This is a genomic window from Bacillus sp. SH7-1, from assembly GCF_008042405.1.
Classification (GTDB): Bacteria; Bacillota; Bacilli; order Bacillales; family Bacillaceae_G; genus Bacillus_A; species Bacillus_A thuringiensis_N.
In genome coordinates this window covers 108,051-134,172 of sequence record NZ_QNUD01000009.1, presented here as the reverse complement: position 1 = coordinate 134,172, position 26,122 = coordinate 108,051, and the positions used below count along the sequence as shown (strand labels likewise).

The following is a 26,122-nucleotide window of genomic DNA, read 5'->3' as shown; positions in this document are numbered from 1 at the left end:
GTGAAACAGAGAATTATTACTGGAGTGGTTGCTGCCGCGCTATTCATTCCCATCGTAATTTACGGTGGCGTGCCTTTTACGGTTTTAGTGTATGCACTGGCTTCTATAGGTTTATATGAATTAATTCGTATGAATAAGCTTACGCTTATTTCAGTACCAACAGTTTTAGCTGCAGTATTATTATGGGTTATTTTAATTCCAAGTAGTGCATCAGAACTGTTTACTTGGATTGGATTAGGTAAATTAGAAATCACATTTGTGATTGTTTTATTACTTTTATCATATACAGTCCTTTCTAAGAATACATTTACTTTTGACAATGCTTCATTTTTACTAATGGCAACGACATATGTTGCAATGGGATTCCTATATTTGAATGAAACGAGAATATTAGGAATTAAATATGTGTTTTGCGCATTATTTGTTATATGGGCTACTGATTCAGGCGCATATTTCATAGGAAAAGCATTAGGAAAAAGAAAATTATGGCCAGAAATTAGTCCAAATAAAACGATTGAAGGCTCATTAGGCGGTATCGTTTGTGGAATTGTTGTGGCACTTGTTTACAATATTTTCTTCCCAGTTGAGGCTAATGTAGGAATTTTAATTGTGTTGACAATTATCATTTCTATTTTTGGACAAATTGGTGATTTAGTACAATCCGCATTTAAACGTCATTATGGTGTAAAAGATTCAGGTACAATTTTACCTGGACATGGTGGTATATTAGATCGAACAGATAGTTGGTTATTCGTTTTACCAATTCTCTACTTCTTATTACAATACAATTAATAAATGAACGAGGGGTTGGAGTCATGAAAAACATTAGTTTATTAGGTGCAAGCGGATCAATTGGTACACAAACTTTAGATGTATTACGCTCGCACCCAGACCAATTCCGTCTCGTTGCTTTTTCTGTAGGGAAAAATATTGACTACGCAGTAAAGGTCATTCAAGAATTTTCTCCGCAAATTGTCTCTGTGCAAAGAGAGGAAGATGTTTTAAAATTACAAGCTGTCTCTGGTAATACCAAAATTGTATATGGTAGTGAAGGACTTTTAGAAGTAGCATTACATCCAGATGCGGAGATAGTAGTAAATGCTGTTGTAGGTAGCGTAGGGTTGTTACCAACACTTCGTGCAATTGAGGCGAAAAAAACAATTGGAATTGCAAACAAAGAAACGTTAGTAACTGCAGGGCATCTTGTAATGGAAGCAGCGCGAAAACATAATGTTTCGTTACTTCCAGTAGACAGTGAACATTCAGCTATTTTTCAATGCTTGAATGGTGAAAATGAAAAAAGAATTTCTCGACTAATTATAACGGCTTCTGGTGGAAGTTTCCGTGATAAAACGAGAGATGAATTGCATCATGTGACCGTAGAAGATGCGCTTCGACATCCAAACTGGTCAATGGGTTCGAAAATTACAATTGATTCTGCTACAATGATGAATAAGGGGCTAGAAGTAATTGAAGCACATTGGCTTTTTGGTATCCCTTATGAGCAAATCGATGTTGTTTTACATAAAGAAAGTATTATTCATTCTATGGTTGAATTTGAAGATCGTAGTGTGATGGCACAGCTTGGCTCACCTGATATGCGAGTACCAATTCAATACGCACTTACATATCCTGATCGATTACCTCTTTCAGACACAAAGCAGTTAAATTTATGGGAAATGGGTACATTGCATTTTGAGAAAATGAACCAAGAACGTTTCCGTTGCTTGCGCTTTGCGTATGAAGCTGGAAAAACAGGTGGAAGTATGCCAGCTGTAATGAATGCAGCGAATGAAGTAGCTGTTGAAGCTTTTTTACAAAAGAGAATTGGTTTCTTAACAGTGGAAGACCTCATTGAAAAAGCAATGAACCATCACAATGTCATTGCACGTCCGAGCTTAGAGGAAATTCTGGAAATTGATGCAACCACAAGACGGTTTGTGATGGAACAAATTTAGCAAAGGTGGTATGGAATTGAATACAGCGATTGCCTTTATATTAATTTTCGGTGCACTCGTATTTTTCCATGAGCTAGGGCATCTATATTTCGCAAAAAGAGCAGGTATTTTATGCCGTGAGTTTGCGATTGGTTTTGGTCCGAAAATATTCTCATTTGAAAAGAATGAAACGGTGTATACGATTCGATTACTGCCCCTTGGTGGCTATGTAAGAATGGCTGGCGAGGATGCAGATACAGTTGAGTTAAAGCCTGGGAAAAAGGTTGGCCTTGTATTAAACGAAAAAGACGAAGTTGTAAAATTAGTTTTTGATGGATATGAAAAGTATCCAAATGTTCGCGTTATTGAAGTCGAACAAGCTGATTTAGAGCATAACTTAACAATTTCGGGTTATGAAGAGTACGAGGAAGAGTTGCAAACATTTCGAGTGAATGAGAAGGCTCGTATCATTACTGCCGGTGAAGAAATTCAAATTGCTCCGTATAATAGGCAGTTTGGCTCTAAGAAATTAGGTCAACGTGCTTTAACGATCTTTGCGGGTCCTGCAATGAACTTCATTTTAGCATTTGTTATTTTTGTGATTCTTGGATTTGTACAAGGGGTTCCTATTGACAAGCCAATGGTCGGAAAAGTAATGGAGAATAGTGCAGCAGAGCAAGCTGGATTAAAAGAAAATGATACAATTCAAGCTATTGATGGGAAAAACACAAGCACATGGAAAGATGTTGTTACCATTGTACGTGAAAATCCGAATAAAGAAATTACGTTACAAGTAAAGCGTGATAGCGAACAGTTTAATGTGAAAGTAACGCCAACGCTTGATAAAGAAGGTAAAGAAGAAATTGGTAGAATTGGTGTTTACACTCCAGTAGAGAAAACAGTAATGGGTTCTATTAAATCAGGTTTTGAACAAACATACTATTGGACGAAACTAATTTTTGAGTCTCTTGTGAAATTAGTAACTGGTCAATTCTCTATTAATGAGTTGTCAGGTCCAGTAGGGATTTATAATCTAACAGATCAAGTTGTAGATTATGGATTTACGCGTGTATTAAGTTTAGCGGCAGTATTAAGTATTAACCTTGGTTTATTTAATTTATTACCAGTTCCAGCTTTAGATGGTGGACGTTTGTTCTTCTTCTTAATTGAAGCATTGCGCGGGAAACCAATTGACCGTCAAAAAGAAGGAATGGTTCATTTTATTGGTTTTGCATTATTAATGTTACTTATGTTAGTTGTAACTTGGAATGACATTCGTAAGTTTTTCTTGTAAAATAAAGTGAAACTTATAATGAAATAGAGCTCGTAGAATAAAATCCCTCACCTAACTCGAGGTGAGGGGTTTTACTGCGTGTAAGAGTAAAATGAAGAGGTGCGAATAATGAAACAAAGTATGGTATTCAGTCCTACATTACGTGAAGTTCCAGCTGATGCGGAAATTAAAAGTCATCAGTTATTACTTCGCGCAGGTTTTATGCGTCAAAATGCTTCTGGTATTTATAGTTTTCTACCATTTGGATTAAAAGTACTACACAAAGTAGAACGAATCGTTCGAGAAGAAATGGAACGCGCAGGCGCGGTAGAATTATTAATGCCAGCAATGCAAGCTGCAGAATTATGGCAAGAGTCAGGTCGTTGGTATTCTTACGGATCTGAATTAATGCGTATGAAAGATCGTAACGCTCGTGAATTCGCATTAGGAGCGACACATGAGGAAGTAATTACGGATCTTGTGCGTGATGAAGTGAAATCATATAAAAAATTGCCGTTAACATTATACCAAATTCAAACAAAATTCCGTGATGAGCAAAGACCTCGTTTCGGTTTATTACGTGGAAGAGAGTTTCTAATGAAAGATGCATACTCTTTCCATGCTACACAAGAGAGCTTAGATGAAGTATACGATCGTTTATACAAAGCATACTCTAACATTTTTGCTCGTTGTGGTTTGAATTTCCGTGCGGTTATTGCTGATTCTGGAGCAATGGGCGGGAAAGATACACATGAATTTATGGTATTATCTGATGTTGGTGAAGATACAATTGCATACTCTGATACATCTGATTATGCAGCGAACATCGAAATGGCTCCTGTTGTAGCTACGTATACGAAGAGTGACGAAGAAGAGAAAGCACTTGAAAAAGTAGCAACGCCAGACCAAAAAGCAATTGAAGAAGTATCTGCATTCTTAAACATTGCAGCTGACAAGTGCATTAAGTCTATGGTATTTAAAGTAGATGAGAAATTAGTAGTTGTACTTGTTCGTGGTGATCACGAAGTAAACGATGTGAAAGTGAAAAATGTATACGGCGCTTCAGTTGTTGAGCTTGCTTCTCATGAAGAAGTAAAAGAATTATTAAATTGTGAAGTTGGTTCATTAGGACCGATTGGTGTAATAGGTGATATCGAAATTATTGCTGATCACGCTGTAGCATCAATTGTTAACGGATGTTCAGGAGCGAACGAAGAAGGATTTCATTATGTAAATGTAAATCCAGAACGTGACTTTAAAGTAAATCAATATACAGATTTACGCTTCATTCAAGAAGGAGACCAATCTCCAGATGGAAACGGAACAATTCTTTTCGCACGCGGAATTGAAGTTGGTCATGTATTCAAATTAGGAACTCGTTATAGTGAAGCAATGAATGCAACATTCCTGGATGAAAATGGAAAAACACAACCACTTATTATGGGTTGTTACGGCATTGGTGTATCTCGTACAGTGGCAGCAATTGCAGAGCAGTTTAATGATGAGAACGGTTTAGTTTGGCCGAAAGCTGTAGCACCGTTCCATGTGCATGTAATTCCAGTAAATATGAAATCTGATGCACAACGTGAAATGGGTGAAAACATCTATAACTCATTACAAGAGCAAGGATATGAAGTATTACTAGATGATCGTGCAGAACGTGCGGGTGTTAAATTTGCAGATGCAGATTTATTCGGCCTTCCAGTTCGCGTTACAGTTGGTAAAAAAGCAGACGAAGGTATTGTAGAAGTGAAAGTACGCGCTACAGGCGAGTCTGAAGAAGTAAAAGTAGAAGGACTTCAAACATATATTGCAAATATTTTAAAATAAGAAGAGGTACCTCGTAACGGGGTACCTTCTCTTTCTTTGTAAACGTATTTTGTAAAAGAAGAAGGGAGAAATCTTTCTTTGTAGTACGTTTCAATTTATAATAGCAAATGGAAGGAGAGTGCTTATGTCTTTAACAAATGAACAACAAGAGCGATTTCAAATTTTGCTCCAGCAGTTGCAAATACCAGACGACCTTATAAATCAATATTTACAAGGCGGTGGTATTGAAAGGCTCGTTATCGATAAAGCGAATAAAAGTTGGCATTTTGATTTACAAGTGCCACGTATTTTGCCTACAGAATTATATGAATTGCTAGAAACAAAGCTTAAGCAATCATTTTCTCATATTGCAAGCACAACATTTGCATTAGAAACAGAGAATAAACAATTTACAGAAGAAGAAGTGAGGGCGTATTGGCCGCTTTGTACGGAACGAATTACAGTTTCACCTATGTTTGCTTACTTAAAGAAACAGCTTCCACAGGTGAATGGAGTGAAGTTGCTAATAAATGTGAATAATGATCTAGAATCTACTGCTTTAAAGAAAAATGTTGCGAAACCAGTAGGGGATCAATACGAAGCTTTTGGATTCCCACGTTTTCAGTTAGACACACATATACAGCAAAATACAGAAGAAATGCAAAAGTTTCGTGAGCAAACGCAGCAAGAAGACCGTGAGCGTGTTATACAAGCTATGGAAGAAATGGCGAAGAAGCAAGCTGAAGAAAGTAGCGTTGTGCATGAAGGACCGATCACACTCGGATATCTTATTAAGCCAGATGAAGAGATTACACCGATGCGAGAAATTCAAGATGAAGAAAGAAGAAAAACGGTTCAAGGATATGTCTTCCATGTGGAAACAAAAGAGCTTCGTAGTGGACGTACGTTATTAACTTTAAAAATAACGGATTATACAGATTCTATTATGATCAAAATGTTCTCACGTGATAAAGAAGATATTCCAATGCTACAATCCTTGAAAAAAGGAATGTGGGTGAAGGCTCGTGGTTCTGTCCAAAATGATACATTCGTTCGAGATTTAGTAATGATTGCAAATGATATTAATGAAATAACAGGACCGTCTCGTAAAGATAAAGCGCCAGAAGGTGAAAAACGAGTAGAACTTCATCTTCATACTCCGATGAGCCAAATGGATGCTGTTACTCCTGTTTCTAGACTTGTTGCCCAAGCAGGTAAATGGGGGCATGAGGCTATTGCGGTTACTGACCATGCGGTGGCTCAGTCGTTCCCGGAAGCATATTCTGCGGGTAAAAAGGCTGGAGTTAAAGTTATATACGGTGTAGAAGCGAATTTAGTTAATGACGGTGTACCAATAGCGTATAACGAAGCGCATCGTTTACTTGCAGAGGAAACGTATGTTGTTTTCGACGTTGAGACGACAGGTTTATCAGCTGTATACGATACAGTCATTGAGTTGGCTGCCGTAAAAGTAAAGGGTGGCGAAATCATTGATCGCTTTGAATCTTTCGCAAATCCACATCAACCATTATCAGCGACGATTATTGAATTAACGGGTATTACAGATGATATGTTAACGGATGCACCAGAAGTAGACGAAGTGTTTAAAAAGTTTGAAGAATGGATGGGCGATCATACACTTGTTGCTCATAACGCAAGTTTCGATATGGGCTTCATTAACGTAGGTTTTAAAAAAGCGGGGTTAGAAAAAACGAATAACCCAGTTATTGATACGTTAGAACTTGCGCGATTCTTATTCCCGGAAATGAAAAATCATCGATTAAATACGATGTGTAAAAAGCTTGATATTGAATTAACTCAGCATCACCGTGCGATTTATGATACAGAAGCAACGGGATACTTACTAGTGAAAATGTTAAAAGATGTGATTGAAAAAGGATTTGAATACCATGATCAATTAAACGATAGCATGGGACAAGGAGATGCGTACAAGCGCGGACGTCCAAGTCATATGACATTACTTGCTACATCAGATGTTGGATTGAAAAATTTATATAAACTTGTTTCATATTCTCACCTGAATTACTTTTACCGTGTACCACGTGTACCGAGATCCCTATTAAAAAAATATCGTGAAGGAATTTTAGTAGGAACGGCTTGTGATAAAGGTGAAGTGTTTGAGGCGATGATGCAAAAAGCTCCTGAAGAGGTAGAAGAAATTGCACAGTTCTATGATTACATTGAAGTAATGCCTCCGGAGGTGTTGCGTCATTTAGTAGAGCGTGAACTTGTTCGAGATGAGGGGCAATTAAAAACAATTATTTCTAACTTAGTAAAACTAGGTGAGACGTTAGATAAACCGGTTGTCGCTACAGGGAACGTGCATTACTTAGATCCAGAAGATGCAATGTATCGTAAAATTTTAGTTAGTTCACAGGGCGGAGCAAATCCGTTAAACAGACATTCATTACCGCCTGTACATTTTCGTACAACAGATGAAATGCTAGAGTGTTTCTCATTTTTAGGTGAAGATACAGCGAAAGAAATTGTTGTAACGAATACGCAAAAGGTTGCGTCATTAATTGGAGATGTTCATCCAGTAAAAGATGATTTATATACACCGAAAATTGAAGGTGCGGATGATGAAACGCGTGATATGAGTTATAAAATGGCCCGTAGCATTTATGGTGAAGAGTTACCTGAAATTGTAGAAGCGCGTTTAGAAAAAGAATTGAAAAGTATTATTGGGCATGGATTTGCCGTAATTTATTTAATTTCACATAAACTCGTAAAAAAATCATTAGTAGACGGTTATCTAGTAGGTTCGCGTGGATCGGTAGGTTCATCATTCGTTGCAACGATGATGGAAATTACAGAAGTAAATCCATTACCACCACATTATGTATGTCCGAATTGTAAGCAATCCGAGTTCTTTAATGACGGTTCGGTAGGTTCTGGTTTCGACTTACCAGACAAAGAATGCCCGACATGTAATATTCCGTATGTGAAAGATGGACATGATATTCCGTTCGAAACGTTCCTTGGATTTAAAGGAGATAAGGTACCCGATATCGATTTGAACTTCTCCGGGGAATACCAACCACGTGCCCATAACTATACGAAAGTACTGTTCGGTGAAGATTATGTATATCGTGCAGGGACGATTGGTACAGTTGCGGAAAAAACTGCTTATGGATATGTAAAAGGTTATGCAAATGATCATAATTTAACGATTCGAAATGCAGAGATTGACCGCTTAGTAGCAGGATGTACCGGTGTAAAACGTACAACTGGACAGCATCCAGGTGGTATTATCGTTGTGCCAGATTACATGGATATCTTTGATTTCTCACCAATACAGTTTCCAGCAGATTCAATAGGAGCTGAGTGGAGAACGACACACTTTGATTTCCACTCGATTCATGATAATTTATTGAAACTTGATATACTAGGACACGATGATCCGACTGTTATTCGTATGTTACAAGATTTAAGTGGTATTGATCCGAAAACAATCCCAACGGACGATCCAGAAGTAATGAAAATTTTCTCCGGACCAGAATCGTTAGGTGTAACGGAAGAACAAATTAACTGTAAAACAGGTACACTTGGTATACCCGAGTTTGGTACGAAATTCGTAAGGCAGATGTTAGAAGAGACGAAACCTACGACATTCTCAGAGTTAGTCCAAATTTCTGGATTATCACATGGTACGGACGTATGGCTTGGTAATGCAAACGAGTTAATTTATAACGGTACATGTACGCTGAGTGAAGTTATCGGTTGTCGTGATGACATCATGGTTTATTTAATCTATCAAGGTTTAGATCCATCATTAGCCTTCAAAATCATGGAGTCGGTACGTAAAGGTAAAGGTGTACCAGAAGAATGGGAAGAGGACATGAAAAGTAATAACGTCCCAGGTTGGTATATTGATTCATGTAAGAAAATCAAGTACATGTTCCCTAAAGCCCATGCGGCTGCTTACGTACTTATGGCCGTACGTATCGCATACTTTAAAGTGCATTTCGCGCTTCTGTTCTATGCGGCATACTTTACAGTTCGTGCAGATGACTTTGACGTGGAGGCAATGGCGAAAGGTTCAGCATCTATACGTGTAAGAATTGATGAAATTGCGCAAAAAGGTTTGGATGCAGCGCCGAAAGAGAAGAGTTTATTAACGGTACTAGAAATGACACTTGAAATGTGTGAGCGTGGATACTCATTCCAAAAGGTTGATTTGTATCGCTCGCATGCAACAGACTTTATTATTGATGGAGACTCATTAATACCGCCATTTAATGCCGTACCTGGTCTTGGTACAAACGCAGCTTTAAGTATTGTGGAAGCGCGCAAAAATGGAGACTTCTTATCAAAAGAAGACTTGCAGCAGCGCAGTAAGGTTTCGAAAACAATTATTGAGTATTTAGATAGTCAAGGTTGTTTAGGAGATTTGCCGGATCAAAACCAGTTATCACTGTTCTAATAGGTAGGAAAAGTCTTTGCAAATCAATATTTGCTATGGTATACTATTAACCGAGATAACCATGTCATGTATATTGTGTGAAAAAAAGAGTGGGGAAACCCACTCTTTCGTGTTACTCTCTACATTTTATTGATGTAGAGAGGTAAGAAATTTCTGTCGTATATACATATTTTGTTACAAGTTTTACTTCTTAAATTTGGTAATACTAAGACAGATATTCCCTGCTTAACCGGCAGGGGCTTTTGTTAGCTAACGAGAAAGAATAAGATAGACCGTTCTGTGGACGGGGTCTTTTCTTGTAAATGGTACATGGCGGCAGGAAGGAGGCTGTTTATGGATAAGAAAGTCACAGAAGTTGTAGAAGCATTTGCGCAGCCAATCGTTGAAGAGTTAAATCTTGAACTTGTAGATGTAGAGTATGTGAAAGAAGGACAAGACTGGTTCTTACGCGTATTCATCGATTCTGAAAAGGGAGTCGACATTGAAGAATGCGGTGCGGTAAGTGAACGTTTAAGCGAAGCTTTAGATAAAGAGGATCCAATTCCTCATCTTTACTTTTTGGATGTATCATCTCCTGGAGCGGAACGCCCATTAAAGAAAGAGAAAGACTTCCAGCAAGCGGTAGGAAAACAAGTGGCAATTAAAACATATGAGCCGATTGATGGTGAAAAGATGTTTGAAGGAAAGCTACTTTCCTACGATGGTACTACAATTACACTATTATTAACAATTAAAACACGTAAAAAAGAAATCCAAATTTCAATGGACAAAGTTGCAAATGCGCGACTTGCTGTTACGTTTTAGTTAGAAGGGGGATCTTCATGAGCACTGAGTTGTTAGATGCCTTGCTCGTATTAGAGTCAGAAAAAGGAATTAGCAAAGATATTATTATTGATGCGATTGAAGCAGCGTTAATCTCTGCTTATAAACGCAATTTTAACCAAGCACAAAACGTTCGTGTGAGCTTTAACCCAGAAGTGGGAACAATCCAAGTTTTAGCACGTAAGGACGTTGTTGATAATGTGTTTGATCCACGTCTTGAAATCTCTGTAGAAGAGGCAAGACAAATTAATCCAAACTACCAAGATGGCGACGTACTAGAAATTGAAGTAACGCCAAAAGATTTTGGTCGTATTGCAGCGCAAACTGCAAAACAAGTTGTAACACAACGAGTTCGTGAGGCAGAACGTGGTGTTATTTACTCAGAATTTAGTGATCGTGAAGAAGACATTATGGTTGGTATTGTACAACGCCAAGATGCTCGTTTCATCTACGTAAGCTTAGGCAAAGTAGAAGCTTTATTACCTGTAAGTGAGCAAATGCCGAATGAGCAATATAAGCCACATGATCGTATTCGCGTATTTATTACAAAAGTAGAAAAGACAACAAAAGGACCACAAATTTACGTATCACGTACACATCCTGGTCTTTTAAAACGTTTATTTGAAATGGAAGTTCCAGAAATTTATGATGGAACTGTAGAAATCCGCTCTGTAGCGCGCGAAGCAGGAGATCGTTCTAAAATCTCTGTGCATGCAGAAAACATTGATGTTGATCCAGTTGGTTCTTGTGTAGGACCGAAAGGACAACGTGTACAACGCGTTGTAGATGAACTAAAAGGTGAAAAGATTGACATCGTTCGCTGGTCAAATGATCCAGTTGAATATGTTGCAAATGCTTTAAGCCCATCACAAGTTGTTAAAGTACTTGTAGATGAAGATGAAAAAGCAACAACTGTTGTTGTTCCAGACCACCAGCTGTCATTAGCAATTGGTAAGCGTGGACAAAATGCGCGTCTTGCAGCTAAATTAACAGGTTGGAAAATTGATATTAAAAGTGAGTCTGATGCGAAACAACTTGGAATTGTGACAGAAGAAGATAGCGTAATCGCATTCGGATTCGATTCAGTTGAAGACGAAATCGAATAGAGGTGATGAGTATGAGCAATCGAAAAGTTCCGTTACGAAAATGTATTGCGACGCAAGAGATGAAATCAAAACGAGAGCTCGTTCGCATTGTTCGTTCCAAAGAAGGCGAAGTGTCTATTGATTTATCTGGAAAAAAATCAGGACGAGGTGCATATTTGTCAAAAGATAAAGAATGCATTATGCAAGCCCAAAAGAAAAACATTTTGGAACATCATCTAAAAGCGAAAATCGACAGTTCTCTGTACGAAGAGCTTCTCGAGCTTGTTGAGAAGGAGTCGAAATAAGTGTCCGATTGGAAATCGTTTTTAGGACTAGCAAATCGCGCTCGAAAAATTATTTCGGGTGAAGAACTCGTTTTAAAAGAAGTGCGAAGTGGTAAAGCAAAGCTCGTATTGCTTTCTGAAGATGCGTCAGCGAACACTACTAAACGTATTACTGATAAAACGACGTACTACAATGTACCAATGAAAAAAGTCGAAAATCGACAACAATTAGGGCATGCGATTGGGAGAGACGAGCGAGTCGTTGTAGCTGTGTTAGATGAAGGCTTTGCGAAAAAGCTACGTAGCATGCTCGATACAAATTACCGGGGGTGAAGGTATGAGTAAAATTCGAGTACATGAATATGCAAAAAAAAATAATATCTCAAGTAAAGATCTTATGACAAAACTTAAAGAGATGAATATCGAGGTTTCGAATCATATGACAATGTTAGAAGATGAAGTAGTAAACAAATTAGATAATGAATACCAAACTGAAAAACCTTCTGTTGCAGATGAGTTTGAAGTAGAAGAAAAAGTTGTTCGTAGTAAAAAGAACAGCAATAAGAAAAAGAAAAAAGGCAAAGGAAACGAAGACAAACGTCAGGATAACTTTGCTGGAAGACAACAAACGCAAATAGTAGAAACACCAGATAAAATTACTTTCTCTGGAAGCCTTACTGTAGGCGAGCTTGCTAAAAAATTAAGCAAAGAGCCATCTGAAATTATTAAGAAGCTCTTCATGCTTGGAATTATGGCAACAATTAACCAAGATTTAGATAAAGATACAATTGAGTTAATTGCTACGGACTATGGTATTGAAGTAGAAGAAGAAGTAATTGTAAGCGAGACTGAGTTTGAGACATTCATCGATGAGCAAGATGATGAAGAGAACTTAAAAGAACGTCCAGCTGTAGTTACAATCATGGGACACGTTGACCATGGTAAAACAACATTACTTGACTCTATCCGTAACTCAAAAGTAACTGCAGGCGAAGCAGGTGGAATTACTCAGCATATTGGTGCATACCAAGTTGAAGTAAATGATAAGAAGATTACATTCTTAGATACACCTGGTCACGCGGCATTTACAACGATGCGTGCTCGTGGTGCGCAAGTAACTGATATTACAATCCTTGTTGTTGCAGCTGATGACGGCGTTATGCCACAAACAGTTGAAGCGATTAGCCATGCGAAAGCAGCGGGAGTACCAATTATTGTTGCTGTGAATAAAATGGATAAACCAGCGGCAAATCCTGATCGTGTAATGCAAGAATTAACAGAATATGAATTAGTTCCAGAAGCATGGGGTGGAGATACAATCTTCGTACCAATTTCTGCAATTCAAGGTGAAGGAATTGACAACTTACTAGAAATGATTCTTCTTGTAAGTGAAGTAGAAGAATATAAAGCAAATCCAAATCGCTATGCAACTGGTACTGTAATTGAAGCACAGCTTGATAAAGGTAAAGGAACTATCGCGACGTTACTTGTTCAAAACGGTACACTTCGAGTTGGAGATCCAATTGTTGTTGGAACATCATTCGGACGTGTTCGTGCAATGGTAAGTGATATTGGTCGTCGTGTAAAAGTTGCTGGTCCATCAACTCCTGTTGAAATTACAGGTTTAAATGAAGTACCACAGGCTGGAGATCGTTTCATGGCATTCGCTGATGAGAAGAAAGCTCGTCAAATTGGTGAATCACGTGCACAAGAAGCGTTAGTTGCACAACGTGGTGAGAAATCAAAATTAAGCCTTGAAGATTTATTCCAACAAATCCAAGAGAGCGATGTAAAAGAAATCAACTTAATTGTAAAAGCAGATGTACAAGGTTCTGTTGAAGCGATGGCAGCATCACTTCGTAAAATTGATGTTGAAGGCGTAAAAGTTAAAATCATTCACACTGGTGTAGGTGCGATTACAGAATCTGATATTATTTTAGCTTCTGCATCTAATGCAATTGTAATTGGATTTAACGTACGTCCAGATGTGAACGCGAAGCGTACAGCTGAATTAGAGAACGTTGATGTTCGCTTACACCGCATTATCTATAAAGTAATTGAAGAAATTGAATTAGCAATGCAAGGTATGCTTGATCCAGAATTCGAAGAAAAAGTAATCGGTCAAGCGGAAGTTCGTCAAACATTCAAGGTAACAAAAGTGGGAACAATCGCAGGTTGTTACGTAATAGACGGTAAAATTACACGTGATAGTGGTGTTCGTATTATCCGTGATGGTATTGTAATTTTCGAAGGTCAACTTGATACGTTAAAACGTTTCAAAGACGACGTAAAAGAAGTTGCACAAAACTATGAGTGTGGTATTACAATTGAGAGATATAATGATCTTAAAGAAGGGGACATCATTGAAGCGTACATTATGGAAGAAGTGAAGCGATGATTATCGCTTCACTCTCATTCGAGTGTATGATTTACGATGTGCATTCTTTAAAAGAGAAACGAGCAATTTTACAAAGGGTGCTAACTCGTGTGAAGCAACGTTATAACGTTGCTGTTTCAGAAGTAGGGCATCAAGATGTATGGCAACGTACAGAAATTGCAATTGTTTCCGTATCCTCAAATCGTGTTATTTGTGAAAAAGAAATGAATCGTGTACTTGAGTACATCGATTCATTTCCTGAAATTGAACGTACGATAACACAATTGGAATGGTACTGAATGAGGTGAAGAGTTATGAAATTACGTGCAAACCGTGTAGGCGAGCAAATGAAAAAAGAATTAGGCGACATTATCAGTCGTAAAATTAAAGATCCACGTGTTGGATTTGTTACAGTAACAGAAGTACAAGTGAGTGGAGATTTACAAATTGCTACAGTATATATTTCTGTTTTAGGTGACGAAGAACAGAAAGAAAATACATTAAAAGGTTTAGCGAAGGCAAAAGGCTTCATTCGTTCAGAAATTGGCCAACGTATTCGTCTTCGTAAGACACCAGAAATTTCCTTTGAATTTGATGAGTCTATTGGGTACGGTCATCGAATTGATACACTTTTACATGAAATTAATAAAGAAGGTAAACGTGAAGAATAATGGATAGACAATTGTCTATCCATTTTTTCAATGCAAAATAAGTTTTGGATATTTACTATGAAAGAATTATGATGAGGTGAACATATATGGAAGGTGTAGTATTATTACATAAACCAAAAGGCATGACATCACATGATTGTGTATTTAAACTAAGAAAGATATTGCGCGAGAAACGAATTGGTCATACAGGAACATTAGATCCAGATGTAACAGGAGTATTACCTATTTGTGTTGGACGAGCAACGAAAATTGCACAATTTTTAACAAGTGAAACGAAAACATATGAAGGCGAAGTGACATTAGGTTTTTCAACAACAACTGAAGATGCTTCTGGTGAAGTTGTGGAAACGAAACATGTAGATCGTGTTATTACTCGTAAGGAAGTGGAAGAGGTTCTTGCGGCATTAACAGGTACGATTGAGCAAATGCCTCCGATGTTTTCGGCTGTAAAAGTTAACGGGAAAAAATTATATGAATATGCGAGAGCAGGACAAGAGGTTGAACGTCCAGTTCGTACAATTACAATTCATGAATTTGTATTATTAGACGATAGAGAAGTATTTAAAGGAGAAAATATTTCATTCCGTTTCCGTGTAACGTGTAGTAAAGGAACATATGTAAGAACGCTAGCAGTAATGATTGGTGAAAAACTTGGTTTTCCATCACATATGTCTCACCTTGTAAGAACGGCTTCTGGTGAATTTATATTAGAAGATTGCATATCATTTGAAGAAATTGAAGAAAACGTGCAAAATGGAACAGTAGAGTCTATCTTTATTTCAATTGATGAAGCATTAAGTAAGTTCCCGAAAATGGTTGTAGATGAAAAGCAAGCAGAGAAAATAAAGAATGGTATGTTTTTAAAAAATGAATTGCAAATAACTGAGCCATTTATAACAGTGTTTGATAAAAATGATCGCTGTCTTGCAATTTATGAGCACCATCCAAAACACCCTGGTATGCTAAAGCCGATGAAAGTACTTGTGAATAATCAAGAACTAAAGCTATAATGAATTATTGGAAGGATTATTACAGAAAAAGGTGAATTCAAGCGTGAAACTTATTCATTTAACTCATCCACATGAACAAAATAAATTAGAATTACCACCTACTGTAATGGCATTAGGATTTTTTGATGGCATTCATTTAGGACATCAATGTGTAATTCGAACTGCGAAACAAATAGCGGATGAACGAGGATATAAAAGTGCAGTTATGACATTTTACCCGCATCCATCTGTTGTTTTAGGTAAAAAAGAAGCGCATGCCGAGTATATTACACCAATGTGTGATAAAGAAAAAATAGTCAAAAACCTAGGAATCGATATATTATATGTTGTTAAATTTGAAGAATCATTTGCAGGCTTATTGCCACAACAATTTGTAGATGATTATATTATTGGTTTAAATGTAAAGCATGTAGTAGCAGGATTTGATTATTCATATGGACGTTTAGGAAAAGGAAAGATGGAGACTTTACCATTTCATGCAAGAGGGGAGTTTACACAGACTGTGATTGAAAAAGTTGAATTTCAAGAAGAGAAAGTAAGTTCTACAGCATTACGAAAATTAATTCGAAATGGCGAAATGGAACAAATTCCATCTATTTTAGGTAGAGCATATACAGTAGGGGGAACGGTTGTACACGGTGATAAACGTGGACGTCAAATTGGTTTTCCGACAGCTAATGTAGGTTTAAGTGATGAGTATCTATTACCACCTGTAGGTGTTTATGCAGTGAGATTAAAAGTTCACGGTGAATGGTACGACGGTGTATGTAATATTGGATATAAACCAACGTTTAAAGAAGATGAGCGTCAATTATCTATTGAAGTGCATTTATTTGAATTTAACAACGACATATATGATCAAAATGTTACGGTAGAGTGGCATATACGTATAAGAGAAGAGAAGAAATTCAATGGCATTGATGAGTTAGTTGAACAAATCGCAAAAGATAAGAAAACAGCACAAGAATATTTTGCGAACGAAAAGAATATACTTGCTTTTTCAAATGAAAAGTAGTATTCTATGTTATGTACTTTATGACAACCATTGCTTGGCATTGCGACTCACCGACGCTTGCTAGGTAATTGGGGGTTTAATTAATAGGAGGTGAAATAGGATGGCTTTAACACAAGAGCGTAAAAATGAAATCATTGCACAATTTAGAACTCATGAGACTGATACTGGTTCTCCAGAGGTTCAAATTGCTGTCCTAACGGAGCAAATTAACACTCTAAACGAGCACTTACGTACTCACAAGAAAGATCATCATTCACGTCGTGGTCTATTAAAGATGGTTGGTAAACGTCGTAACTTACTAACTTACCTTCGTAATAGCGATATCACACGTTACCGTGAATTAATCACAAAGCTTGGCTTACGTCGATAGTCAAAGAAGCGGGAATATTCCCGCTTTTTTGTTAGGTAAAAATATATCTTCTACTCTTTATAGCTTACTTCATTTTCGGTAATACTAGAGGTAGAATATTGTGATATACTATCCATTTACATAGAAGAATTGAATACTTTAAATTGAGAGGGGTACTTAAATGAGTCAAGAAAAGCAAGTCTTCTCGATAGATTTAGCTGGTCGTCAGCTAACAGTTGAAACAGGTCAGCTTGCGAAGCAAGCAAACGGAGCAGTATTAGTAAGATATGGCGATACAGCGGTTCTATCTACAGCAACTGCATCAAAAGAAGCAAAAAATGTAGATTTCTTCCCACTTACAGTAAACTATGAAGAGCGTTTATATGCAGTCGGAAAAATTCCTGGCGGTTTCATTAAACGTGAAGGTCGTCCAAGTGAAAAAGCAATTTTGGCAAGTCGTTTAATCGACCGTCCAATTCGTCCACTTTTCGCAGATGGTTTCCGTAACGAAGTACAAGTTGTCAGCATTGTAATGAGTGTTGATCAAGATTGTTCTTCTGAAATGGCAGCTATGCTTGGTTCTTCATTAGCGTTATCGATTTCAGATATTCCATTTGAAGGTCCAATCGCGGGTGCAACAGTTGGTCGTATTAACGGCGAATTCGTTATCAACCCAACAGTAGAACAGCAAGAACAAAGTGATATTCACCTTGTTGTAGCTGGTACGAAAGATGCAATTAACATGGTTGAAGCAGGAGCAGATCAAGTGCCTGAAGAAACAATGTTAGAAGCAATTATGTTTGGTCATGACGAAATTAAACGTCTAATTGCATTCCAAGAAGAGATTGTACAAGCTGTAGGTAAAGAGAAATCAGAAGTGAAACTTTATGAAGTTGACGCTGATCTTAACCAAGCTGTACGTGAAATGGCTGAGAAGGATATGCACTCTGCAATTCAAGTACATGAGAAACATGCACGTGAAGATGCAATTAACGAAGTGAAAAAGCGTGTAATTGAGCATTACGAAGCGCAGGAAGCTGACGCTGATACATTAGGACAAGTAAGTGAGATTTTATATAAAATTGTAAAAGAAGAAGTACGTCGTCTTATTACAGTTGAAAAAATCCGCCCAGATGGCCGTAAAGGTGATGAAATTCGTCCATTAGCATCAGAGGTTGGCATTTTATCTCGTACACACGGTTCTGGTTTGTTCACTCGTGGACAAACACAAGCATTAAGTATTTGTACATTAGGTGCACTAGGCGATGTACAAATTTTAGATGGTCTTGGTGTTGAGGAATCAAAACGCTTTATGCACCATTACAATTTCCCATCATTTAGTGTTGGTGAAACAAGACCGATGCGTGGACCAGGTCGTCGTGAAATTGGTCACGGTGCACTAGGAGAACGTGCTCTTGAGCCTGTAATTCCATCTGAAAAAGATTTCCCATACACAGTACGTCTTGTATCTGAAGTTTTAGAATCAAACGGTTCTACTTCACAAGCAAGTATCTGTGGTAGTACTTTAGCGATGATGGATGCTGGTGTTCCACTTAAAGCTCCAGTTGCAGGTATTGCAATGGGTCTAGTTAAAACTGGTGAGCATTACACAATTTTATCTGATATTCAAGGTATGGAAGATCATTTAGGTGATATGGACTTTAAAGTAGCAGGTACAGCACAAGGTGTAACTGCACTACAAATGGACATTAAAATCGATGGTCTATCTCGTGAAATTTTAGAAGAGGCATTACAACAAGCGAAAGTTGGTCGTGTGCACATTCTAAACCATATGTTATCTGTTATTGCAGAGCCACGTACTGAATTGTCAGCGTACGCTCCAAAGATTATTACAATGACAATTAACCCAGATAAAATCCGTGACGTTATTGGACCAAGCGGTAAACAAATCAATAAAATTATTGAAGAAACTGGTGTTAAAATTGACATCGAGCAAGATGGTACAGTATTTATTTCTTCAATAAATCAAGAAATGAATGACAAAGCTAAGAAAATTATCGAAGATATCGTTCGCGAAGTACAAGTAGGTGAAATCTACGAAGGAAAAGTGAAACGTGTTGAGAAATTCGGTGCTTTCGTTGAATTATTCAGCGGTAAAGATGGATTAGTTCACATTTCTGAACTTGCACTAGAGCGTGTAGGTAAAGTAGAAGACGTTGTGAAAATCGGTGATGTGATTACAGTTAAAGTTATCGAGATTGACAAGCAAGGTCGTGTGAATCTATCTAGAAAAGTATTGCTAAAAGAAGAGCAAGAAAAAGAAGCTGCTAACGAAGAAAACAAACAAGAGCAGCAATAAGTAAAAGCCAGTTCAACTGGCTTTTTTTGTTATGTAAAAATATGATTTATATATATTTTTATGTCAGCATAGGTATAGTTTTCATTATAACGCTCAAATTAACAAAGATAAGAAGAAAAATGTTTTTATATAGTTAATTGGGAGGGTTTATATGAAAGCTCGTATATTGGCATACATATGTATATTCTTTTTATATATCAGTGTAGGCTCTTATTCCGTTTTTGCACAGGATAATTTGTACGAAGAAATTCAAAAACATGCAAAACAATATGAGATTGCACCTCAAAATGCGATGATTGATAAGATATGGAAAGCAACACCAGGATATAATGGAAGACAAGTTGATACTGAAGCATCCTATAACAATATGAAGAAACTAAAGAAATTTGATCAAAAACATCTTGAATTCAAGGAAGTATCACCGAGTGTCCACTTAGAAGATTTATCACCAGCACCAATTTACAGGGGACATCCAAATAAAAAGATGGTGGGATTAACAATAAATGTGGCATGGGGAAACGAGTATTTGCCTCGTATATTAGAGATATTGAAAAAACATGATGTGAAGGCGACTTTCTTTTTGGAAGGACGTTGGGTGAAAGAAAATTTGCGATTTGCAAAAATGATTGTCGATGCAAAGCAAGAAGTCGGAAATCATTCTTACACACATCCGAATATGAAAACGCTATCGTCTGATGAAATACGAGATCAGTTACAAAAAACAAATCGGATGATCGAAGCAGCTACGAATCAAAAGGTGAGATGGTTTGCACCGCCGAGTGGAAGTTTTCGGGATGAAGTCGTGAAAATTGCAGATGATTACCAAATGGGAACGATTATGTGGACTGTCGATACAATCGATTGGAAGCGACCAGAGCCAGATGTACTATTGCAGAGAGTAATGAGAAAAATACATCCAGGTGCTATCGTATTAATGCATCCTACGTCATCTACATCAGAAGCATTAGATACAATGATTACAAAATTGAAGGAACAAGGATATAAAGTAGGGAATATAACAGAATTACTGGATGAAAAACGTGTGGATTAAATACATTTGCATGACATTCATCCTTAAACTTGTTATCATTAAATAATAGCACTTATTTAGAGAAACTGGCAGTAGGAGGAAAGTTTTTGATTAAAAAATATACTTGTAAAAATGGTGTAAGAATAGTTATGGAGAATATACCAACCGTAAGATCGGTTGCGATTGGTATTTGGATCCATGCGGGATCAAGGAATGAAAATGAAAAAAATAACGGGATTTCTCACTTTTTAGAGCATATGTTCTTTAAAGGGACAGAAACACGTAGTGCACGCGAAATTGCGGAATCATTTGATAGCATTGGTGGGCAAGTAAATGCTTTTACTTCAAAAGAATACACTTGTTACTATGCAAAAGTGCTAGATGAGCATGCTAAATATGCTTTAGATGTATTAGCAGACATGTTCTTTAATTCAACATTTGATGAAGAAGAACTGAAAAAAGAGAAGAATGTCGTATGTGAAGAAATTAAAATGTACGAAGATGCTCCAGATGATATTGTGCATGATATGTTAACGAAAGCAACATATGAAACACATCCGCTTGGATATCCTATTTTAGGAACAGAAGAAACGCTTGATACGTTTACAGGTGATACGCTACGCCAATATATAAAAGATCATTACACACCTGAAAATGTAGTTGTTTCAGTTGCAGGAAATATTGATGAAGCCTTCTTACAAACGGTAGAGCAATATTTCGGTAGTTATGAAGGAACAACAAATCGTGAACAAGTACATAGCCCAATTTTCCATTTTAATAAGGTAGCACGTAAAAAGGAAACAGAACAAGCTCATTTATGTTTAGGATATAAAGGCTTAAAAATGGGACACGAAGATATTTATAACTTAATCGTATTAAATAACGTTTTAGGCGGTAGTATGAGTAGCCGTTTATTCCAAGAAGTACGTGAGCAACGCGGGTTAGCTTACTCAGTATTTTCTTACCATTCTTCTTATGAAGATACAGGTATGTTAACACTGTATGGTGGAACAGGTAGCCAACAATTAGATACACTGTATGAAACAATGCAAGAAACATTAGAAACATTGAAAAATACAGGTATCACAGAAAAAGAGCTTATTAATAGTAAAGAGCAATTAAAAGGAAACTTAATGTTAAGTTTAGAAAGTACGAATAGTCGTATGAGCCGTAATGGTAAAAATGAATTGCTTCTTCGTAAGCACCGTTCACTTGATGAAATTATTGAAAGTGTAAACACTGTGACAAAAGAAAATGTAGATGGGTTAATTCGTAACATGTTTACAGATGAATTCTCAGCAGCATTAATTAGTCCAGATGGAAAGCTTCCAAAAGGAATAAAGCTATAATTGCTTTATATGAAGTATGTAAAAATAACTGTATCTCTTTTAAATGAGATACGGTTATTTTTTTTTGATATACAGAATAAGTACTAATTATGGATAACTTACATTCATAATTTCGGTAGGGGGAGAGCGTATGCGATTAAGTGAATTAAGCGGTAAAGAGATCGTCAATTTAGAAAGAGCCGAAAAAATGGGGGTTTTAGGATATGTGGATTTAGAGATTAATGAGAAGGATGGTCAAATACAGGCTCTAATCATACCAGCTGGGAAATGGGGAGGTTTTAAAAAGGAACCACAAGAAGTAAGAGTCACGTGGAGCCAAATTAAGAAAGTAGGGCATGATATGATCCTTTGTGATATTACAGATCGTCCAAATTCGAAGTGAAAGTTGGCCATTTTGGTCATCTTTTTTTGTGCATTCCCGCAGAGTATTAGCTCACATGAATCGAGCTTCTACGGGCAATCAATTCCCTACATAATGTCCTCTCATATGCGGAATTTTCAAGGGAGGTTTTTCTGTATACAAAGAGCGGGATTAATCATATGTGCTTTTTGTTTTTCAATCACCTAAAACTCGTACATTACATATGATGTGGAGGAAAAAGAAAAAGTAGGCACTTTTCTTATAAATGACAGAAAAAGAAGGTGAATTAGGGAATGTTGACTGAGATGCATATTGCTGTCATAGGAGGAGATGCAAGACAGCTAGAAGTAATTCGCAAGCTAGTTGAATTGGACGCGAAACTTTCATTGATAGGGTTTGACCAGTTAGACCATGGCTTCACAGGGGCAGCAAAAGAAAGTATACAAAATTTAGATTTCACTTCTGTAGATGCAATTATTTTGCCAGTTGCAGGTACAAATGCCAAGGGAGAAGTAGATACTATTTTTTCAAACGAAAAAGTTTCTATAACGAAAGAACAAATTGAAAATACACCAGAACATTTTACTATATATTCAGGTATTGGTACGCCTTACTTGGAAAATCTCGTATCTACTACAAACCGTAAACTTATTAAATTATTTGATCGTGATGATGTGGCAATCTACAATTCTATTCCAACTGTAGAAGGTACATTAATGATGGTAATTCAACATACCGACTATACGATTCATGGTTCTAATGTAATGGTTTTAGGATTTGGTAGAACAGGGATGAGTGTTGCCAGAGCGTTTCAATCATTAGGAGCCCATGTCAAAGTTGGAGCAAGACGATCGGAACATATTGCACGCATTACAGAAATGATGTTTTCTCCTTTTCATATGCAAGACATTGAGAAAGAAGTAGGAAATATCGATATTGTCATTAATACAATTCCGCATCTCGTTGTGACAGCGAATGTCATTTCAAAAATGCCGGCTCATACGTTAGTAATTGATTTAGCTTCTAAACCAGGCGGTACCGACTTTAGGTATGCGGAAAAAAGAGGGATCAAAGCTTTGTTAGCACCGGGATTACCAGGCATTGTTGCTCCCAAAACAGCAGGACAAATTTTAGCGAATGTTCTTTCTCAGTTACTGGCAGAAGACGTAATAGCAAGAAAGGAGAATGGGGAATGAATTTAAAGGGGAAAAGAATAGGGTTTGGTTTTACAGGTTCACATTGTACGTACGAAGAAGTTATGCCACACTTAGAAAAATTAATTGCTGAGGGAGCAGAAGTACGTCCCGTTGTTTCTTACACCGTTCAATCAACAAATACGAGATTTGGTGAGGGAGCAGAGTGGATTAAAAAGATTGAAGAAGTAACAGGATTTAAAGCGATTAATTCAATCGTTGGTGCAGAACCATTAGGACCTAAAATCCCGTTAGATTGTATGGTAATTGCACCACTAACAGGAAATTCTATGAGTAAATTTGCAAATGCAATGACAGACTCTCCGGTATTAATGGCAGCGAAAGCGACGCTAAGAAATGGCAAGCCTGTCGTATTGGCTGTTTCGACGAATGATGCGTTGGGGCTTAATGGGGTAAATCTAATTACACCAACAAGGTGACGACAAAGCACGAACGCTTATATGTCGCCATCTTGAGGGAGCTTAGGGTAAAGCACAAGTTCGAAATCATCGAGTCTTTGCCACTTTTCTTTCTTATAAACAGCCTTTTCTAAAACGGACTTTAGGAGACTGTTTTTCTTTTTGGGATCATCTGTTTTAAAATACAGGTCAAGAACATGCTCCACTTGAGGTATTGTATCTTTCTTCACTTTTTCCTTCTTAATTTCTGTTTTAATTTCTTTCTTTAAGTTTTCCATCGTGGAAGTAATTTCAGTAATGCGATCAGAAATTACATTCGAACGTTCTAAAAACATATCGACTGTGTAAACACCACGTTCTAATAAATCATGTAAATTATTTTTTTGTTTTTGGACATCCACCAATTCTTTATCAAGCTTGCGTAATGCAGCTTCATTCATTTGAATAACTTGTGTCTCTTTTAATTTGTCACCTTGCTTATGTTTTTCGAAATCAGCTTTATAATTGATATACCATTCTTTTAATGCCTCGAGTAAACGCTTCTCAATTAATTCCGTATAGCTTGATTTGTTTTCACAACCACGGTGCTTACAATCCATCGTTTCCTTTCGGTTCTTCGGATAACGCTGGACCATACTATAACCACATTTACTACATTTAATAATGCCAGCTAAAGGATTTTTAATTCCGTTTGTATTGTAAGGAACGTGATATCTTGAGTTTAATTTATCTTGTACTTGCTCAAACAAACTTTCAGGTATGATTGGCTCATGCTTACCATCGGCAATAATCCAATCTGATTTATCTTGGCGTGCACCACTTCTTTTTACAGCATCAGGACGTTTTACTTCTTTTCGCTTTTGCCAAGTTACCTTTCCGATGTACACATTGTTTTTTAATATATCCAAGATGCTATAAGGATTCCAATCATTACCTAGCTTACTTTTGTATCCAAGATCATTTAACTTGCTTCGTATTGCACTCGCACCCATATCCTCATTTGCATACCAATCAAATATCATTCTTACAACAGAAGCTTCTTCTGAATTAATCGTTAAAGTGCGCTCTCGCTTATTTAAGCGATGAATATCATATCCGAATGGTGCATGTGTACCAAGGTAATTCCCAGCCTCTACACTAGCGACACGACCTCGTTGCATACGACGTGTAATAATCTTTAACTCCTTACGTGCCATAAACGCTTCAAATTCGCTGTATTCTTCGTCCCACTCATCATTAAGGTCATAAGTCTTCCTAGGTGTCATAATCTTCGTATTCGAGCGTTTAAACGTCTCTAAAATGATTCCTTGTTCTTTCATACCGCCACGACCTAAACGATCCATATCCATACAAAGAACAACATCATATTTATTATCTTCAATTTCTTCAAGCAGAGCTAACATCTCCGGACGTTTCACTAAGCTCTCACCAGAAACGATTTCCTCACGGACAGCTAACACATTTAAGTTCATTTTCTTTGCTATTTTCAGCAGGGTAGTGCGGTGCTTTGCTAACGTTTCGCCTTCGCCTCTTGCTTCGGCTTCTAAATCGGCGCGGGATTTTCTTAGGTAGATTGCGGTTTTCATAAATAGACCTCCTTATAGTTAATTCATATACGAGAAATGTACATATAAGAAGTAGAAACGGCTATTTGAGGTAGCGAAAGTAATGTCATGTTTAATTTAAGAAAGCATTTAAGATTCTTCGTCGTTTTCCAATGCTTTAATATTTCGATAATTGGTCTGCTTTGAAACTAATATGGCAGTACTAACAAATCAGCAGCATACAAATATAGAAAGCACTTCAAGAGGTGACACCATGAGCCAACACAAAGAATATGCCGCATCTTATGAATTTGGGAAAACGAAAGTGTATATTGTGGCCCCAGAGCCGAAAACAAAAAAGGATATTGAGAAAATCCTTCGAGCATATTACAAGGCTAGTTGGGCCATCATCGATGAATTGCAAACAAAAGAAAATATTGAGGAGTAGTTCCTCTTTTTTTGTATAGAAAATAGACAGGTTGTGTATGTACTAATAATTTTAATGCTTTAACAATTTAAGCAAAGGATGCTAATGCAACTAACAATCTTTGATGTGGAATTAGTTGGATCATTTAATTTTAAGAAAGCTCATATTCACCGTTTGAATTCAAACTAGTTGTACAAATGCTAACTAAGCCAAGCCAAAGCGATCGGTGGATTAAAACCAACGATAGCACATGATGAGTGTAATGAGTTGGTTGAAGATTACTCGATTGGGATTTGACGTTACACATGAAAGGAAGCAGAGATTAATTTAATACTATATTAGAAAAGAAGATTTGAGATTTTTAGGGAACATGGGGACTAACTGTATGAGTTTTTTATTT

General features: G+C 37.1%; 22 protein-coding genes and 2 pseudogenes. 23 read left to right on the top strand and 1 reads right to left on the bottom strand.

Annotated elements, in window-relative coordinates:
- From cdsA to dpaB, 21 genes and pseudogenes are all read left to right on the top strand, one after another.
- Positions 1-792, top strand: coding sequence for a phosphatidate cytidylyltransferase (gene cdsA, locus DN390_RS09620; protein ID WP_060631981.1), 792 nt, complete (start codon positions 1-3; stop codon positions 790-792).
- Positions 793-815: 23 nt separating this feature from the next.
- Positions 816-1,958 carry a 1-deoxy-D-xylulose-5-phosphate reductoisomerase gene (gene dxr, locus DN390_RS09615; protein WP_000790363.1) on the top strand — a complete coding sequence of 381 codons (1,143 nt, stop codon included), beginning with the start codon at positions 816-818 and terminating at the stop codon, positions 1,956-1,958.
- Positions 1,959-1,974: 16 nt separating this feature from the next.
- Positions 1,975-3,231, top strand: coding sequence for an RIP metalloprotease RseP (gene rseP / locus DN390_RS09610; RefSeq protein WP_060631980.1), 1,257 nt, complete (start codon positions 1,975-1,977; stop codon positions 3,229-3,231).
- A gap of 108 nt (positions 3,232-3,339) precedes the next feature.
- Positions 3,340-5,040 (top strand): proline--tRNA ligase, encoded by a 1,701-nt coding sequence (locus DN390_RS09605; RefSeq protein ID WP_147807262.1) that lies wholly within the window; start codon positions 3,340-3,342, stop codon positions 5,038-5,040.
- A gap of 124 nt (positions 5,041-5,164) precedes the next feature.
- Positions 5,165-9,466 (top strand): PolC-type DNA polymerase III, encoded by a 4,302-nt coding sequence (locus DN390_RS09600; RefSeq protein WP_060631978.1) that lies wholly within the window; start codon positions 5,165-5,167, stop codon positions 9,464-9,466.
- Positions 9,467-9,799: 333 nt separating this feature from the next.
- On the top strand, positions 9,800-10,270 hold the full coding sequence (rimP, locus tag DN390_RS09595; protein ID WP_000359096.1) for a ribosome maturation factor RimP: 471 nt from the start codon (positions 9,800-9,802) through the stop codon (positions 10,268-10,270).
- Positions 10,271-10,287: 17 nt separating this feature from the next.
- Positions 10,288-11,394: a transcription termination factor NusA gene (gene nusA, locus DN390_RS09590; RefSeq protein WP_000102598.1), complete on the top strand. Its 1,107-nt coding sequence runs from the start codon at positions 10,288-10,290 to the stop codon at positions 11,392-11,394.
- A gap of 11 nt (positions 11,395-11,405) precedes the next feature.
- Entirely contained in the window at positions 11,406-11,678 is a 273-nt protein-coding gene (gene rnpM / locus DN390_RS09585; RefSeq protein WP_000071125.1) for an RNase P modulator RnpM, read from the top strand.
- On the top strand, positions 11,679-11,990 hold the full coding sequence (locus DN390_RS09580) for a YlxQ family RNA-binding protein (protein ID WP_001286522.1): 312 nt from the start codon (positions 11,679-11,681) through the stop codon (positions 11,988-11,990).
- Between the two features lie 4 nt (positions 11,991-11,994).
- Complete coding sequence (gene infB, locus DN390_RS09575; protein WP_060631977.1) at positions 11,995-14,055, top strand: translation initiation factor IF-2; 2,061 nt, start codon at positions 11,995-11,997, stop codon at positions 14,053-14,055.
- Positions 14,052-14,333: a DUF503 domain-containing protein gene (locus tag DN390_RS09570; RefSeq protein ID WP_000582364.1), complete on the top strand. Its 282-nt coding sequence runs from the start codon at positions 14,052-14,054 to the stop codon at positions 14,331-14,333. Before infB ends, DN390_RS09570 begins: the two co-directional genes overlap by 4 nt.
- 15 nt (positions 14,334-14,348) lie before the next feature.
- The gene (gene rbfA / locus DN390_RS09565) at positions 14,349-14,705 is read left to right on the top strand and encodes a 30S ribosome-binding factor RbfA (protein WP_147807261.1); all 357 of its coding nucleotides are present in this window, start codon (positions 14,349-14,351) and stop codon (positions 14,703-14,705) included.
- A gap of 86 nt (positions 14,706-14,791) precedes the next feature.
- The gene (truB, locus tag DN390_RS09560; protein WP_147807260.1) at positions 14,792-15,715 is read left to right on the top strand and encodes a tRNA pseudouridine(55) synthase TruB; all 924 of its coding nucleotides are present in this window, start codon (positions 14,792-14,794) and stop codon (positions 15,713-15,715) included.
- A gap of 43 nt (positions 15,716-15,758) precedes the next feature.
- Positions 15,759-16,730, top strand: coding sequence for a bifunctional riboflavin kinase/FAD synthetase (gene ribF / locus DN390_RS09555; RefSeq protein WP_147807259.1), 972 nt, complete (start codon positions 15,759-15,761; stop codon positions 16,728-16,730).
- A 100-nt stretch (positions 16,731-16,830) separates the two neighbouring features.
- Entirely contained in the window at positions 16,831-17,100 is a 270-nt protein-coding gene (rpsO, locus tag DN390_RS09550) for a 30S ribosomal protein S15 (protein WP_001229392.1), read from the top strand.
- Positions 17,101-17,260: 160 nt separating this feature from the next.
- Positions 17,261-19,399, top strand: coding sequence for a polyribonucleotide nucleotidyltransferase (gene pnp / locus DN390_RS09545; RefSeq protein WP_097949879.1), 2,139 nt, complete (start codon positions 17,261-17,263; stop codon positions 19,397-19,399).
- Between the two features lie 151 nt (positions 19,400-19,550).
- Positions 19,551-20,450, top strand: a complete 900-nt coding sequence (locus DN390_RS09540; protein WP_060631973.1) for a polysaccharide deacetylase family protein — start codon at positions 19,551-19,553, stop codon at positions 20,448-20,450.
- Between the two features lie 86 nt (positions 20,451-20,536).
- A complete protein-coding gene (locus tag DN390_RS09535; protein WP_147807258.1) occupies positions 20,537-21,778 on the top strand; it encodes a M16 family metallopeptidase in 1,242 nt (413 codons plus the stop codon).
- A 130-nt stretch (positions 21,779-21,908) separates the two neighbouring features.
- Positions 21,909-22,160, top strand: coding sequence for a YlmC/YmxH family sporulation protein (locus DN390_RS09530; RefSeq protein WP_147807257.1), 252 nt, complete (start codon positions 21,909-21,911; stop codon positions 22,158-22,160).
- A 272-nt stretch (positions 22,161-22,432) separates the two neighbouring features.
- The gene (gene dpaA, locus DN390_RS09525; RefSeq protein ID WP_060631971.1) at positions 22,433-23,335 is read left to right on the top strand and encodes a dipicolinic acid synthetase subunit A; all 903 of its coding nucleotides are present in this window, start codon (positions 22,433-22,435) and stop codon (positions 23,333-23,335) included.
- Positions 23,332-23,757: pseudogene (gene dpaB, locus DN390_RS09520) on the top strand (dipicolinate synthase subunit B); the annotation flags it as partial. The gene dpaA and the pseudogene dpaB, both read left to right, overlap by 4 nt.
- Before the next feature lie 32 nt (positions 23,758-23,789).
- On the opposite strand, the gene DN390_RS09515 reads toward dpaB, so the two are convergent.
- Positions 23,790-25,337: a recombinase family protein gene (locus DN390_RS09515; RefSeq protein WP_147807256.1), complete on the bottom strand. Its 1,548-nt coding sequence runs from the start codon at positions 25,335-25,337 to the stop codon at positions 23,790-23,792.
- 172 nt (positions 25,338-25,509) lie between these two features.
- On the opposite strand from DN390_RS09515, the gene DN390_RS09510 reads away from it, so the two are divergent.
- Both DN390_RS09510 and DN390_RS31090 read left to right on the top strand, forming a co-directional pair.
- Complete coding sequence (locus DN390_RS09510) at positions 25,510-25,743, top strand: hypothetical protein (RefSeq protein ID WP_088116282.1); 234 nt, start codon at positions 25,510-25,512, stop codon at positions 25,741-25,743.
- A 78-nt stretch (positions 25,744-25,821) separates the two neighbouring features.
- A pseudogene (locus DN390_RS31090) lies at positions 25,822-26,016 on the top strand (cell division protein SepF); the annotation flags it as partial.
- Between the last annotated feature and the right edge of the window lie 106 nt (positions 26,017-26,122).

Bases quoted from the DNA above. Each gene is read 5' to 3' on its own strand.
- dxr (WP_000790363.1), top strand. From the start codon at position 816: ATGAAAAACATTAGTTTATTAGGTGCAAGCGGATCAATTGGTACACAA.
- rpsO (WP_001229392.1), top strand. From the start codon at position 16,831: ATGGCTTTAACACAAGAGCGTAAAAATGAAATCATTGCACAATTTAGA.
- dpaA (WP_060631971.1), top strand. From the start codon at position 22,433: ATGTTGACTGAGATGCATATTGCTGTCATAGGAGGAGATGCAAGACAG.
- DN390_RS09510 (WP_088116282.1), top strand. From the start codon at position 25,510: ATGGCAGTACTAACAAATCAGCAGCATACAAATATAGAAAGCACTTCA.
- rimP (WP_000359096.1), top strand. From the start codon at position 9,800: ATGGATAAGAAAGTCACAGAAGTTGTAGAAGCATTTGCGCAGCCAATC.
- infB (WP_060631977.1), top strand. From the start codon at position 11,995: ATGAGTAAAATTCGAGTACATGAATATGCAAAAAAAAATAATATCTCA.
- DN390_RS09530 (WP_147807257.1), top strand. From the start codon at position 21,909: ATGCGATTAAGTGAATTAAGCGGTAAAGAGATCGTCAATTTAGAAAGA.
- nusA (WP_000102598.1), top strand. From the start codon at position 10,288: ATGAGCACTGAGTTGTTAGATGCCTTGCTCGTATTAGAGTCAGAAAAA.
- DN390_RS09540 (WP_060631973.1), top strand. From the start codon at position 19,551: ATGAAAGCTCGTATATTGGCATACATATGTATATTCTTTTTATATATC.
- DN390_RS09600 (WP_060631978.1), top strand. From the start codon at position 5,165: ATGTCTTTAACAAATGAACAACAAGAGCGATTTCAAATTTTGCTCCAG.
- DN390_RS09570 (WP_000582364.1), top strand. From the start codon at position 14,052: ATGATTATCGCTTCACTCTCATTCGAGTGTATGATTTACGATGTGCAT.
- DN390_RS09515 (WP_147807256.1), bottom strand. From the start codon at position 25,337: ATGAAAACCGCAATCTACCTAAGAAAATCCCGCGCCGATTTAGAAGCC.
- DN390_RS09605 (WP_147807262.1), top strand. From the start codon at position 3,340: ATGAAACAAAGTATGGTATTCAGTCCTACATTACGTGAAGTTCCAGCT.
- truB (WP_147807260.1), top strand. From the start codon at position 14,792: ATGGAAGGTGTAGTATTATTACATAAACCAAAAGGCATGACATCACAT.
- pnp (WP_097949879.1), top strand. From the start codon at position 17,261: ATGAGTCAAGAAAAGCAAGTCTTCTCGATAGATTTAGCTGGTCGTCAG.
- rnpM (WP_000071125.1), top strand. From the start codon at position 11,406: ATGAGCAATCGAAAAGTTCCGTTACGAAAATGTATTGCGACGCAAGAG.
- rbfA (WP_147807261.1), top strand. From the start codon at position 14,349: ATGAAATTACGTGCAAACCGTGTAGGCGAGCAAATGAAAAAAGAATTA.